At 46.8% G+C, this 13,966-nt stretch carries 12 protein-coding genes; 8 read left to right on the top strand and 4 right to left on the bottom strand.

Going from position 1 to position 13,966, the window contains the following annotated elements:
- Window positions 1-123: 123 nt before the first annotated feature.
- Window positions 124-3,147 (top strand): SbcC/MukB-like Walker B domain-containing protein, encoded by a 3,024-nt coding sequence (locus ABHV44_RS02860; protein WP_459073136.1) that lies wholly within the window; start codon window positions 124-126, stop codon window positions 3,145-3,147.
- A gap of 4 nt (window positions 3,148-3,151) precedes the next feature.
- Here ABHV44_RS02860 and ruvC read toward each other — a convergent pair whose 3' ends face one another.
- Window positions 3,152-3,709 (bottom strand): crossover junction endodeoxyribonuclease RuvC, encoded by a 558-nt coding sequence (ruvC, locus tag ABHV44_RS02855; RefSeq protein WP_459073328.1) that lies wholly within the window; start codon window positions 3,707-3,709, stop codon window positions 3,152-3,154.
- A 56-nt stretch (window positions 3,710-3,765) separates the two neighbouring features.
- Between ruvC and ABHV44_RS02850 the strand changes: the two genes are divergently transcribed.
- From ABHV44_RS02850 to ABHV44_RS02840, 3 genes are read left to right on the top strand one after another with little or no spacing between them, the layout of a single operon-like run.
- Window positions 3,766-4,695: a lysylphosphatidylglycerol synthase domain-containing protein gene (locus tag ABHV44_RS02850; protein WP_459073135.1), complete on the top strand. Its 930-nt coding sequence runs from the start codon at window positions 3,766-3,768 to the stop codon at window positions 4,693-4,695.
- 2 nt (window positions 4,696-4,697) lie between these two features.
- A complete protein-coding gene (locus tag ABHV44_RS02845) occupies window positions 4,698-5,807 on the top strand; it encodes a glycosyltransferase (protein WP_459073134.1) in 1,110 nt (369 codons plus the stop codon).
- A 26-nt stretch (window positions 5,808-5,833) separates the two neighbouring features.
- Window positions 5,834-7,051: an ABC transporter permease gene (locus ABHV44_RS02840; RefSeq protein ID WP_459073327.1), complete on the top strand. Its 1,218-nt coding sequence runs from the start codon at window positions 5,834-5,836 to the stop codon at window positions 7,049-7,051.
- Here the strand turns inward: ABHV44_RS02840 and ABHV44_RS02835 are convergent.
- The 3 genes from ABHV44_RS02835 to ABHV44_RS02825 are packed head-to-tail and all read right to left on the bottom strand — an operon-like array spanning window position 7,040 to window position 8,674.
- Complete coding sequence (locus ABHV44_RS02835) at window positions 7,040-7,339, bottom strand: GNAT family N-acetyltransferase (protein ID WP_459073133.1); 300 nt, start codon at window positions 7,337-7,339, stop codon at window positions 7,040-7,042. The genes ABHV44_RS02840 and ABHV44_RS02835 overlap by 12 nt on opposite strands.
- Entirely contained in the window at window positions 7,336-7,938 is a 603-nt protein-coding gene (locus tag ABHV44_RS02830; protein ID WP_459073132.1) for a nitroreductase family protein, read from the bottom strand. Before ABHV44_RS02830 ends, ABHV44_RS02835 begins: the two co-directional genes overlap by 4 nt.
- A 22-nt stretch (window positions 7,939-7,960) precedes the next feature.
- Window positions 7,961-8,674 carry a pirin family protein gene (locus ABHV44_RS02825; RefSeq protein WP_459073131.1) on the bottom strand — a complete coding sequence of 238 codons (714 nt, stop codon included), beginning with the start codon at window positions 8,672-8,674 and terminating at the stop codon, window positions 7,961-7,963.
- A 137-nt stretch (window positions 8,675-8,811) separates the two neighbouring features.
- Here ABHV44_RS02825 and fcl point away from each other — a divergent pair, with 137 nt between their 5' ends.
- From fcl to ABHV44_RS02805, 4 genes are all read left to right on the top strand, one after another.
- On the top strand, window positions 8,812-9,747 hold the full coding sequence (gene fcl, locus ABHV44_RS02820) for a GDP-L-fucose synthase (protein ID WP_459073130.1): 936 nt from the start codon (window positions 8,812-8,814) through the stop codon (window positions 9,745-9,747).
- 6 nt (window positions 9,748-9,753) lie between these two features.
- Window positions 9,754-11,292, top strand: a complete 1,539-nt coding sequence (locus tag ABHV44_RS02815; protein ID WP_459073129.1) for a hypothetical protein — start codon at window positions 9,754-9,756, stop codon at window positions 11,290-11,292.
- Between the two features lie 99 nt (window positions 11,293-11,391).
- Window positions 11,392-12,435 (top strand): MraY family glycosyltransferase, encoded by a 1,044-nt coding sequence (locus ABHV44_RS02810; protein WP_459073128.1) that lies wholly within the window; start codon window positions 11,392-11,394, stop codon window positions 12,433-12,435.
- The gene (locus ABHV44_RS02805) at window positions 12,432-13,928 is read left to right on the top strand and encodes a hypothetical protein (protein ID WP_459073127.1); all 1,497 of its coding nucleotides are present in this window, start codon (window positions 12,432-12,434) and stop codon (window positions 13,926-13,928) included. Before ABHV44_RS02810 ends, ABHV44_RS02805 begins: the two co-directional genes overlap by 4 nt.
- Window positions 13,929-13,966: the final 38 nt, after the last annotated feature.

The raw sequence follows: 13,966 nt of genomic DNA, 5'->3' as shown, positions 1-13,966 counted from the left end.
CCTTATGTCTCGACTCCGCTCGACAAGCGGCTCACGCACAGTGGTCGTTTCTCGAGAAAAAACAGTGCACAAAGAACAATTAACCGAGGTAAACTCTAACTTACAAGAGCTACTCTAGTCAAAATGAAAATCAGAAAAATAAAATTCAAAAACATAAACTCGCTGCGAGGAGAGCACGAGGTGGACTTCACAAAAAACCCGCTGGCAGAGAGTCGGCTCTTTGCCATCACTGGCCCAACAGGAAGTGGGAAGAGTACGATTCTGGATGTAATTGCACTTGCTCTTTTCAATCGCGTTCCTCGGCTAGGTAAAGTCAGCAAAAATTTTGTAGCCCAAAGCGGAGCCCTCCTCACTCGCAACACTGACGAAGCTTTTGCCAGCGTGGAGTATCAGTGTGGAAAAGGTGTCTTCCGATCGTCCTGGAGTATTTCTACTACCAGAAACAACACGCTCCGCGATTATGAAATGGAACTGGCAGATGTCGTTTCAGGCAAAAACCTCGACCTCAAGAAAAGTGATGTCCCCGGCAAAAACGAAGAACTCATCGGCCTCAACTACGACCAGTTTGTGAAGTCTATCATGCTTGCGCAGGGTGAGTTTGCTCAATTTCTAAAAGTCAACAAAAGTGAGCGTGGAGAGCTTCTCGAGAAAATCACCGGCACCGGAGTTTACCGCAAACTCGGACAAAAGGCCTTTGAGAAAAAACAGCAGTTTGCCAAATCGCTCGAAGATCTCAGGAAGGAAGAAGTCATTCACAGGAATGCATTACTGAGCGCAGACGAACTCAAAGAAACTCGTAAGCAAAACACCGAGCTCGAAAAACAATCGAGTGAAAAGGAAAAAAATCTCAAAGCTCTCGAAGAGCAACTTAAACTGAGAGAAGACTTCGCGAAAATCCAACTCTTAAAAAAACAGAAGCAAGAAGAGGTCGAGCTTCAAAAAAAGAAACTTGGTGATTTCGAAGAAGAGCACGGCAAGCGTCTAAAGAAACACGAGGCGACTTCACCTTTTGCTGAAAAGCTGGAACAATGGAAAAGAATCGGAGAAAAAATCACCGAAGCCAGTAAGGAAGCTGTAGCACTCAGCAAATCAAAGATAGAACTGGCTGTAAACCGTGAATCTCTGTTGAAAAAGGTAGAGGATCTGGTGCTATCAGAAGTCAGTGAAGATGCAGTGAAAACGGAGCTCGAGAAATTCAAAAATCGCGTAGAAAAGTTTGAAAAACAGATTTCCGAAAAGCAACAGGAGTATCGTAGCAAGAAAAATGAACTCATTGCCAAAGGGGAAAATTGGGACTTTGTGCCAAACGTAAAAGACCCGGAAGAAGATCTGGAAAAGCTACAATCATGGCAGTTGGAAACAGCCAGGCGAAAAGAGGAACTATCGGCAAAGCTTGGAGGAATCAACCTCGAAAATCCACAGAGTGAAGACGCTCGTCTTGAGAAAAAACTGTTTACCCTGAGAAAAGGAGCCGACTGGAGTATTGAGCTTACCAAGCTTGAGAAAAACCTCAAAGAAGAGAAGCAAAAGCTCGAGAAAAAGGCAGAAGACCAAAAAATGCTTCCCGGTAAAATCGAGAAACTGGAGAGCCAGAAGGAGAAGTCAGAGCTAAAAGTAAAGTCGCTTCGTCTTGAGTTGGAAAATCAAAAGCTCCGCGCCAGCCTGAAAGAGAAGCGAGCAGAACTTCAAGACGGAAAACCCTGTCCTCTCTGCGGCTCCACAGAGCATCCATGGTCTGATCATGCGCCCGAAGCCGATGACGAGTTGATGAAAAAACTACAGCAAGCTGAGAAAGATCTTGAGTCTGTAGGTAAGGAACTGAGCAATTCAGAGGCAAACCTGAAGCACCTTCTCAAAGAGCTCGAAGAGTTGCAATCTCGCATTGAGAATCTCCAAAAGGAAATTGAAAACCTCAACCAGCGACTTAAAAGTGAATGCGGAGAATGGCTGAAAGACGAACCTGTCGACTGGGAAAAGCTAATCGAACAGACCGAAACACAGCGGAAGTCGCTCAGAGAGTTTGGAGATATTCAAAAGCAGGCGAAAGGAATTGAAAGCTGCCTTCCGATTGTGGAATCGATGATCGCGATTTCCAGAGAAGGAAAAAAGCTCGCAGCCGAGAAGAACAAACTTTTTACGGGAGACGACATCAGCAAAACCTGTGGCGAACTGCGTGACTCGTGGACCGACATCAATCACCGATTGAAAAGTCTGGAAGAGCAATCCCAAAAACTAAAGCAAGAGCAGGCGAAGCTGGAAAAGGAAAAGAAACAACTGCAGAATGAGCTCTCTCCCGCCCTGCGAGAAAAAGGCTTTGATGGAATTGAAGACGCAATCTCTAAAAGACTACCAGAGGAAAAGTACCACCAACTCAACCGTCAGTTCAGCGATCTGAAGGAGGCTTTTAAAACTTCCGAGACCGGATTTAAGTCCACCGCTGGACAGCTGGATGAACTGAAGGCAAAGCTGACAGAGGAAGAAGACGAACAGCTGGAAAAATTTCATCGTGAATTAAAATCCGAACTTACTGAGATCCTGGAAAACTGGGAGGAAGTAAAACGAAAACTGAAAAACCACACCGAGAACTTGCAGCGTGTGGAAAACGTGCAAAAACGAATTGCCGAAGAGGAAAAAACCGGCCGCAAGTGGGAGTTGCTGAATCAATTGATTGGAGACGCGACTGGCAAGAAGTTCAACGACTTTGCCCAGGACCTTACTCTTCAACAGCTACTTGCACTGGCCAACAATCGTCTTTCTCAACTCACCGATCGTTACCGCGTTGCCTCACCGCAGGGAGACGAAGACGACAGCCTCATCGCCATCGATGATCACATGGGTGGACAAAGGCGCTCGGTAAAGACACTTTCCGGAGGTGAGACTTTCGTACTCAGTCTTTCGCTGGCACTGGCCCTTTCAGACCTGGCTTCGAAAAATGTAGAAATCAACAGCCTGTTTATCGATGAAGGCTTCGGCACCCTCGACCCGGAAACGCTTGATCAAACCCTCGACACACTTGAGAAACTCCAAACGGAATCTTCAAAAATCATCGGAATAATCAGCCACGTAGAAGCCCTGAAAGAACGCATCAGCACACAAATACAACTCGAGAGAAACGGCCAGGGTTACAGTAGTTTGAAGGTGGTTTAATTTTTCATTTTACCCGCCCCGGATTCTTATTCATAAAAGCCTTCCAACTCGAATATCCGGCAGCTCCTAGCGGTGAATTGCTTTGATAAAAATGGCAAACCGCAGCTGCCAATCCATCTGTAGCATCGAGATCTTTGGGCATGTCTCCTGCGGGAATTTTCAAAACCGACTGCAGCATGCTCGCGACCTGTTCCTTGGCGGCATTTCCATTTCCAGTAATCGATTGCTTGATTTTTTTCGGAGCGTACTCGGTCATTGGAATATCGCGGCTTAAGGCTGCGGCTATGGCCACTCCCTGAGCGCGCCCAAGCTTGAGCATCGACTGCACATTTTTTCCAAAAAAGGGCGCCTCGATAGCCAGTTCATCAGGATGGTACTCTTCAATTAGCCCCACACATCGCTTAAAAATATGCTGGAGTTTTACCGCGTGATCGCTCATCGAAGTCATGCGAATCACGCCCATGCTGATCAGGTCCATTTTCTTCCCTCGCACAGAAATTATCCCATATCCCATGATGCTGGTTCCGGGGTCAATTCCTAAAATTATCTTCTCTGTCTCCAATCGCGTACCTTTGTTTGAAATCAAAAGTAAAGATTTTGAAAGTCTCCCAGCGGCACGTGGTCCGACTGTTACAAACAGTCTTCTTTTTATTGGCAGTGACCTTTTTGTGGTATCACCTCGCGTCCGTGGATTTCAGTCAGTGGCAAAAAATGGGTTCTTCCCTGGCCAATCATCCCACCCTGATTGCAACAGCCATTGTGATGATGCCTATCAACTGGTTACTCGAATCGCGCAAATGGAGATTGCTCAACTTCAACTTTCTATCCCTCCGCAGAACCGATTCGCTGAAAGCCGTGCTCGCAGGAACTTACCTCTCTCTCTTTACTCCCAACCGTATTGGCGACATGGCCGGCAGAGTTTTTCTCACTCCACCACCTGCGCGTAAAAAAGCTGCTACTGCTTCTTTTTACGGGAGTGTTGCACAGCTGACAATCACCGTGCTGCTCGGATCAATCGCTTCGTTTTGGATTTATGCTGAGATAGAGGGAGTTGAACCATTTACTGCCGTTTTGCTCATAGCTACAATCATCACCGCAACTATTGCCTACTTCAATCTCGAAAAAATCTCCAAAAGACTCTTCTCCATTCTGCCGGCACGGTGGAACATGGAAAAACATTTTCACACAAGCTTTGAGCAATCCGTGGCAGCCAAAACACTTTTACTGAGCTTTTTGCGCTATGCGGTTTTTGCTACTCAGTTTGTAATCTTGCTTAAGGCTTTTGGCATAGAGCTCAGCCTTTTACAGTTCTACAGCGGCATCGCTGTGATCTACCTCGTTTCGGCAGTTGTGCCCACCGCGCTCCTGGGTGAACTCGGAATCCGTGAGTCGGTGGCCATTTTTGTCTTTGGTTTTTGGACCAACGAGCCAGCAGGAATTTTTGCCGCTACCTTCGCTCTTTGGATAATCAACTTGGTTGTGCCGGCCGTTGTCGGTGGTTACTTCTTCAACTCATCGCCCCACAGGCTCATTCGTGTTAGGTCGTGATAATGGCCGAAACCATATTGGCGATCACCGGGCTCTACGTGCTTTTCGTAACCTACCTCATCGTCAATTGGGTGCGACTACAGCGACCAGCTCTACCAAAAGGTACGGGTGATGTGAGGTTCTCAGTGATCATCCCTTTCAGAAACGAAAAAGAAAATTTGCCTGGCCTCGTCAGGAGTTTGCTGAATCAACAAAGTGGAGAGTTGATCGGTGAAATTTTAGTAGTTGACGACCACAGTGAAGATGGTGGAGCTGAAATCATTCGCCAAGAGTTTGGCGAGAACGAAAAAGTTCAGCTGCTCTCACTCACCGGTGAAAAAGGCAAGAAAAGCGCTTTGACGATCGCGGCCAAAAAAGCGCAATTCAAATTCCTCATCACTATGGATGCCGATGTGTCTGTTGGGCCGAATTGGATAGAAACGATCGGAAGGTTTTGCGCAGCCACCAATCCAATGATGGTCTTGCTACCCGTAGCTTTCGAAGGTGAAAGATCTCTTTTCCAGAAATTGCAGTCAATCGAATTCATGTCGCTGATGGGCGCCACGGCAGCAACGGCTTCTGCAGGAAAGCCAATCATGGCAAACGGTGCGGGCCTTGTGGTCCGAAAGTCGGTTTTTGAGGAAGTGCATGGCTACGAGGGCAACGAGGTTATCGCTTCTGGAGACGATGTTTTTCTGCTCTACAAAGTCAAAGAACTTTTTCCGGCACAGATCGAATTTTTGCAACACCCCGATGCTACTGTGAGCACGCCCCCCCAGCCGGACTTTTCATCCTTCACCTCGCAGCGATTGCGTTGGGGAGGTAAAGCGCGATCGTTTACCGATGTTTTTGGATTTTCGTGTGCGCTTTTGGTATTGGTCACGCATGTGGCGTTGGTCGCCTTCTTTCTACTCGTGCTTTCCGGAGAACTGCACCCGTGGGTGTTCATTGTTTGTTTTTTAGCAAAGTCTGTAGCGGATCTTTTGTTTCTATTTTTGGTGGCTGGCTTTTACCGCAAGAGAAAGTTTCTCTGGCTCTTTCCGCTCGAAGCTATCCTCTACCCGATTTACATTGCCGTGATCGGAGTGGCGGGTATTTTTGTGCGACCAAAATGGAAAGGCCGAAAGGTTTGAAAAATGAAAAGTGAACTGAGCGCTTGATCCGACTCCTGAAAAATAAAAACTTCAATCCCGACTCTCCCGGGCAAATTGCCTGGCGGAAATTCAAGAAGGACAAGCTCGCCATGTCAGGACTGATCTACATCGGACTGGTGGCGCTCGTGGCCATTCTGGGACCATTTATTCGGCCCGACCACACACCAGATGCCAACGATCAGCACCTGGTGATTTCAAAACAACAGCCTGGTTTTTCAGTAGAAATGCTCGAGGTAAAACTCAATCAGCCTCCACTAGAATATTCCTTTTGGGAAAAAATAACTCACGGTGGCTGGCCGAGCGACTATCGACTGGTGCCAACAGATTCAATTTGGTTTAGCCAGGACAGCGTTTGGGTGCAACAGTTTTCGAGTTACAAGCTACCCAGGTCGCAGGTAGTCCAACAATCCTTACACCTCGCTGACGTAGCTTTCAAAATGGACAGCGTAAAATCCAGTGGCGATAACTTCACCATTTTTCAGGAAGGAAATACAATTGATAAATCTCGTACTGATCTGGTTTCTGAAATAAAAGAAAACCACATTGAAACGCATCGCTTTCTCCTCGGTACGGACAAATATGGCCGCGATCTGCTAAGCAGACTGATGGCAGGAGCTGTCATTTCACTTTCTGTCGGTGTAATTGCCGTGCTCATTTCACTGCTGATCGGACTCACTCTTGGCGCCATTGCTGGTTACTTCCGCGGCTGGATTGACGAACTGATCATGTGGTTTATCAATGTAGTTTGGTCAATCCCGACTTTGCTTTTGGTAATGGCCATCACCATCGCTTTTGGAAAAGGTTTCTGGAAAGTTTTTCTGGCAGTTGGACTAACCATGTGGGTAGAAGTGGCACGTGTGGTTCGCGGTCAGGTGATGAGCATCAGAGAAAAAGAATATGTTGAAGCCGGGAAGGCTCTGGGATTCTCAGACAGAAGAATTATCCTCGGTCACATTTTGCCAAACGTGATGAGCGCGATTATCGTGATTTCTGCAGCCAACTTTGCCGCGGCAATTTTGGTAGAAGCCGGACTGAGCTTTTTGGGAATTGGTGCACAGATCCCAACCCCTTCGTGGGGTAACATGATCAAAGAGCACTACTCATTTATCACCACCGACCTGGCCTACCTTGCGATTTTGCCCGGTGTGCTGATCATGAGCCTCGTGTTAGCCTTTATGCTTGTAGGGAATGGTTTGCGTGACGCGCTCGACTCAAGAGCCTGATTTTTCGACTTCCTTTTTCATTCGCTTGCTGCTCTCAATCACTTTGGTTGCAAAAGAACACTGAGACTCTATTTCATAATCGTTCTCGGCAGCGTAGTCGATAAGTCGCTCTACCAAATCCGAACCCAACCCCAGTCCGCGAGCGTCATCGTCTACTTCGGTACTGAGAATGGTCAGTTTGGTATTGTCTGTTACTTCATAATTAATTTCCCCTTGCTCTTCTTCTTTCTTAACGTAGAAAAAGCGGCCCTTGCCGCCTTGTTCTTCGTGCTCAAACTTTCGTTTCATGGCAATTCGTTTTTGAATACAAATTCCTTTAATTCTCTTCGCTTGCGTTCCGCTGTTTCACTTTTGCGCTGCTTTTCGTTTAGCTGATCGGGACTCCCGAGGTAGCCCAACGCCATGAAGCAAACCGGATCGTAAACTTCAGTGTCGATTCCAAAAGTACCGATGGCCCTTGACTTGTCAAACCCACCCATCATGTGCGTGTAGACATCGCGATGCTGCGCTTGAAGGGTCAATTGCAAATTCGCCATACCGAGGTCGTGATGCGCTTTGTCATTCGGCCTTCCTTTGTAATCGTAATTCTTTTTTGCAAGGCAAACCATCAGGACGGCTGCGTCTTTAGCCCAGATTTGATTTGCTTCAGCGAGGCAATTTACAAATCTCTCAAAGTTTTTCATATCCCCACGGTGAGCGTAGAGGTAGGCCCAGGGCTGCTCGTTCATACTGCTGGGCGCCCAGGATGCCGCTTCAAAAAACTCCTGCATCAACTCATCGTCAATTTCTTTGTCGCTAAAAGCCCTTGGACTCCAGCGGCTAGTAATCAAATCGTGTAAATCGTACTTTGTGTCTGCTTCTTTTATGTTTTTACTTTCTATCGTCATTCTATTCTTTTTCTTTTTCTAATTAAAACTGCATAGGAACTTCCATTAGCAAAATCTCTGCATCTGAAGTAGCTTCCACGTAAAAGTTGTCTAGCTCCCACATGCCAATGGCATCGCGCTTCCCAAGGACCTTTTCACCCACTTTCAACTCACCTTCAATCAAGAACAAGTAGACTCCATCTGTAGGCTTGTGCAACTTGTAGTCGAGCGATTTACCGGCTTCCAACTTAGCCAAATAAAACCAGGTTTGCTGGTGAACCCACAATCCGGGATCGTCCTCAAAAGGTGAAATGATCTGTTGCCATTGATTGAGACGATCATCTTTATCGAGGGACATCTGATCGTAGCGCGGCTCTACGTTCTTCTTGTCAGGGAAAACCCAAATCTGCAAAAATTTAACTTCTTTGTCCTGATTGGCGTTGAACTCGCTGTGTTGGACTCCGGTTCCCGCACTCATCACCTGCACATCTCCTTCGCGAATCACCCCTTTATTTCCCATGCTGTCCTGATGCTCCAGGTCACCAGAAAGCGGAATGGAAATGATTTCCATGTTGTCATGCGGATGTCGGCCAAAGCCTTTTCCCGGAGCCACCGTGTCGTCATTGAGTACGCGCAGTGCTCCGAAGTGTATTTTTTCGGGATCGTAAAAATTGGCAAAACTGAACGAATGGTGAGAATTGAGCCAGCCATGGTTGGCGTGCCCTCTCGATTCTGCCGGATGAGAAATTACTTTCATTTTTATGCTGGGTTTTTGAAATCAATGTTTATACAACAAAACCAACGAAAACGATTTTTGTTTGTCCTTGAAAGCCTGTGGAAAGTAGAGTGCTCGAAACCACTCATTAAGTGCTGTCGAATCTTAATTTTGTAGCCATGGAAAAGTCGGATAAAATTTACGTTGCCGGTCACCGCGGGATGGTGGGCTCGGCCATTGTCAGAAACCTCGAAGAGAAAGGATTCACCAACATCGTTACCAGAACCAGTGGCGAGCTCGACCTGAGAAACCAGGGAGCAGTGAGCCACTTTTTCGCTCAGGAAAAACCGAAGTACGTTTTTCTGGCTGCCGCAAAAGTTGGTGGAATTCAGGCCAACAACACTTACCGGGCTGAATTTCTCTACGACAACCTGATGATAGCCACTAACATAATTCAATCGGCATACGAGCACAAGGTGGAAAAACTGCTTTTTCTCGGCAGTTCCTGCATTTATCCGAAAATGGCCCCGCAGCCGATGAACGAAGACAGCTTACTCACTGGAACCCTGGAGCCCACTAACGAACCATACGCCATTGCCAAAATCGCGGGAATTAAGCTCTGCGAAACGTACCGCGAGCAGTACGGCTGCAATTTTATTTCGGCCATGCCCACCAACCTCTACGGGCCAAACGACAACTACGACCTTCAAAACTCGCATGTGCTTCCCGCCTTGCTCAGAAAATTCCATGCAGCAAAAGAGGAAGGAAGTGCAAGTGTAGAATGCTGGGGAACAGGGAGTCCGAAACGCGAATTTCTCCATGTTGACGACCTGGCCGAAGCGTGTTTCTTCCTGATGGAAAACTACAACGAGAAACAGTTTGTGAACATCGGAACCGGTGAAGACCTGTCGATCAAAGAGCTCGCAGAAACGATCCAAAAGATTGTTGGCTTCGAAGGCGAAATTAACTGGAACACAGACAAACCTGACGGTACTCCCCGAAAGCTGATGGACGTGAGCAAAATTCACAACCTTGGATGGAAACACGAAATCGAGCTCGAAGACGGGATTCGCAACGTTTACGAAGATTTTAAAAAGATGGAGTTCGCTCAGTAGCTGCCAATGCGATCAGCGATTTTTCATATCACCCTATTTTTTCTACTCGTCTTTCCGGCACTGCTTTTCGGGCAGCAAAAATCGCTACCTCTAAATCGCTCCATGAGTCTCGAGGTTGAACGCAGCGTTTCTTCGCCAGACAGCGCTGTGCACCTTGGCATGAAGCCACTTCTGGAAAGTCGCTTCGACCTCACCAACGTGATACCTTACGAAGAAGACAGTGTGGAGTACAAATCTAGAGTGGCAGCCAAAATCTTTAGCGAACACCTGCTCGTGGTAGATGAAGAAAATTTTCATCTCACTGTAGACCCACTTTTCAACTTTCAGTACGGTTACGACTTTGCCGACAACTCCGACTATCAGGACACAGTAACATTGTATGAAAACACCCGTGGATTTTGGGTGAGAGGCGACATTGGCAAAAACAAGAAAGTCTCATTCGAATCGCTATTCTATGAGAATCAAAAGTTCTTCCCACTGTACATCAAAAACTTCGCTGACCAAAACCAGGTGGTGCCGGGTGAAGGACGGTTTAAGATCTTTGATGAAGTTGGCTACGATTTTGGCTACGCCTATGCAAATGTGAGCTTTTCGCCAAACGACAAATTGAATTTTCAACTCGGTCACGGCAAGCACTTCATCGGACACGGTTATCGCTCTGTTTTACTTTCTGACAATGCTTTTGGCTATCCCTTCTTAAAAGCAACAACCTGGCTGTGGAAAGATAAAATCCAGTACAGCTTCATGTACGCTCAACTCGAAAGCTTGCTACGCCAGCCGTCCACAGAACTGCCCGAAGCGCTCTTTGTGGGCAAAGACGCCAGCATTTATTACCTGAGTTTTTTGGCAACTTCAAATCTTGAAATCGGACTTTTTGAAAGTGTGATCTGGAACAGATATGATTTCGATGAAGGTACTCAACCCTTCCACTGGCAATCGGTGATTCCGGTGATCGGGGTCAACTCGGCAATTTTGGGAATGGACGATCTGAACAACAGCAAGCTCGGCCTGAATGTCAATTTGAAAGTTACTCGCCAATTTCACGTTTACGGCCAGTTAGCTGTCGATGAGTTTGGCGAACAGCGCTATGCCGTGCAAACCGGAATGAAGTTCTACGACATTTTCACTCCAAACTTTTATTTTCAAATCGAATACAACGAAACAGGTAGAGGCTACCAAATTGGATCGCCCCCAAACCAGGAAAGGTTCACCCAGCAAGGTCAATGGCTGGACTTCACGCCCGAATTTTCGAGAAGAGAAGCTGTGATGATCGCCAATTATCGGTGGAATCGACTTTTTGCGAAAGCAAAAGTGAACCTAATCAGACCTAACATTGAAGGCGACTCTTTTCTCTTTCCTTCCACCGAAAGAGGTACGCTGGTTCAGGACTACCAACTGGGATACATCGTGAATCCATCTACCAACCTCACCGTGTCGGCTGGCTATTTAGACCGAATGCAGAATTTTTCCGTAAGTGAAAGCAAAACTCATTGGTTTTACTTGAGAATCGGTACAAGTCTGCAAAACTTGTACTATGATTTTTAATACTTTTGACCACCAAAATTTCTGACTGTGGAGGTGTTAGCATTAGGTTTTTTCTCGGCTTTTTTTCTGGTTTTGTTCGCCACGCCATCACTCATAAAAGTGGCTAAGCTCAAGCACCTCGTTGACGAACCATCGGACGACAGAAAGCTGCACCACAGAAGCATCCCGACCATTGGCGGAATCATGATTTTTGCCGGAACCATCTTTGCCTACTCCATGTGGTTTCCCTCACAAGGCGATGAGCAGCTCGGTGTCAATTACAACGTTCTTTCTGCACTTCAGGAGTTTAAGTTTTTAGTAGCCTCCATGTTTGTGCTCTTTTTCCTCGGGCTCAAAGATGACATCATTGGTGTTAGCCCATCTAAAAAACTGATGACTCACCTGCTCGTTGGGTTTATTTTGGTGTTGATGGCCGACATCCGTATCACAGGACTTCACGGCATTTTCAATGTCTACGAAATCCCTATGTGGGCGAGTATCATGTTTTCGATTTTCGTCTACATCGTGATTGTGAATGCGATTAACCTCATTGATGGAATTGACGGACTGGCATCTGGGCTAGGCTTCATCAGCTGCATGGCTTTCGCCTACTGGTTTCAGCAAGCCGGTGACTTGCCGCTTTCACTTTTGGCCGTAGCTCTCGGAGGATCGCTGCTGGCATTTTTGTTTTTCAACTTCAGTCCGGCCAAAATTTTCATGGGCGATTCGGGCTCACTCACCATCGGAATTGTGCTCTACGTGCTGGCGGTAAAAAGCATAGAACTCGACATCAGCCACCTGCCTGCCACTTTCAAAGGGATCTCGAGGCCAGTTCTGGCAATGGCTATTTTGGGCTACCCACTTTTGGATACGTTGCGGGTTTTCATCGTTCGTACCTTGCGCGGCCGCTCGCCATTTTCGGCCGATAGAAATCACATTCACCACCAGCTGCACTCTGCTGGCCTGAACCATCGGAAGGTCGTCTACATCCTTTACCTCTTTTCGATCGTTTTGATTGCCCTTCCGTTCTTTATGCCACCCAATTCGCCAAATATTTCGTTTCTGGTTGTTGGCGGTGTTGCAGTGATTATTGCTCAGTTAATTTTTATCTTCACAAGGCGAGCCAAGCGCAGAATCAGGAAAAAAGCCTCTGAGCAAAAATGAATCGTATTTCGCTCATCGTAGCAATTCTCTCCTTTTTCTCAGTATCAAAAAGCTGGGGACAACAACTCGATTGGCCCTACTCCAGAACCACGGAAGAGCTTCAAACATTTGATTCGCACGATGCCATTCAGCCTTATGTTCAACACTCTTACAAACCAGTTGAAAGCCAGCATTACAATACTCGGTTGGAGAATGGGAAAAACAGCAAGTTACGCCCATTGGCCTACTTAAGCGGAGGTTATCAGATTGATCCGGAACAGAGAATTCCAGCAATAAACCTGGCTGGAGTGGAATACTACAATCAGTTCAACCCACAGTGGTCAGTTCGCGCTTCTTACATTGCCGGGTTTGCTCTTTTCCCAAATTACTTTGAGAATTACGCTGAAAGCCGAAACATCTTTCCGGGAATCGGACCTAACAGAAGCAAGTCAGAAATGACCTTTGGCAACCAGTTTATGGGGAGTGTGAAGTACTCACCAACTGAGCACTTCAGCTTCGAGCTCGGAAACGGAAAAAACTTTTGGGGAAGCGGACATCGGTCTCTCATCCTGAGTGACCTCACCTCGCCTTACCCTTATTTCAAGATCAATACGCGCGTGTGGAAACTTCAGCTAACCAACCTCTACTCTCGATTGCAGAACTTCACTGAAGACAAGCTGCTGGGCGACACCAGAGCCAAGTACACCGCATCTCACGCCTTAAGCTTTCAGGCAACTCCAAAACTCAATTTCACCCTCTTTGAAAGTGTAGTGTGGCAAGCCACGGACTCCATGTCCACGAGAAATTTTGAGTTCAACTACATCAACCCAGTGATTTTTTACCGCCCGGTAGAATACTACCAGGGTTCAGCAGATAACGTGCTGCTCGGACTTGGATTTGAGTGGCAGGCAATTCAAACTGTTTCGCTTTACGGCCAACTCGTTGTCGATGAATTTTTGCTCCGCGAAGTGATGGATCGCAACGGCTGGTGGGGAAATAAATTTGCGGGTCAGCTTGGTGTTTTCTTAACACCTTCCAACCCAAATGGCTACAGTTTTCGCTCTGAGGTGAACGTAGCAAGGCCATTTACCTACACTCACGGAAGTCCTATTCAGAGCTACACGCACCTCGGTCAGTCATTGGCTCATCCTCTGGGAACCAACTTCTTTGAATGGATAAACATTCTGGAATACGAAAGCTCAGACTGGCACTTCGAAGAGCAATTCAACTGGGCCATTTTTGGCCGGGACGTGGATGGACAAAATTTCGGTGGAGACATTTTTCGCTCCTATACCAATCCCGCTATGCAGTATGGTAATGAGATTGGCCAGGGTCAGCTTAACGAAGTTTTACTCAATAAGCTCACCATTGAGAGAAAAGTGGGGAATTCCAAAGCCAGAGTATTTCTCAGTCACATGTGGCGGGTGCAAGTGACAGACGATCTGCGAGATGTTAATCATTTTGCACTCATTGGTGTTAAGATCAATGTGACACCTCCGATTTCGGATTTTTAGCTCCTCAATTTAGAAGGATTTTAAGCTAATGCAATCCC

It is taken from the genome of Halocola ammonii (genome assembly GCF_049334165.1).
Taxonomy (GTDB): Bacteria; Bacteroidota; Bacteroidia; order Flavobacteriales_D; family Sanyastnellaceae; genus JBEGHD01.
Note: the sequence above shows the minus strand (reverse complement) of the source record. Positions and strands in the feature narration are given on the sequence as shown.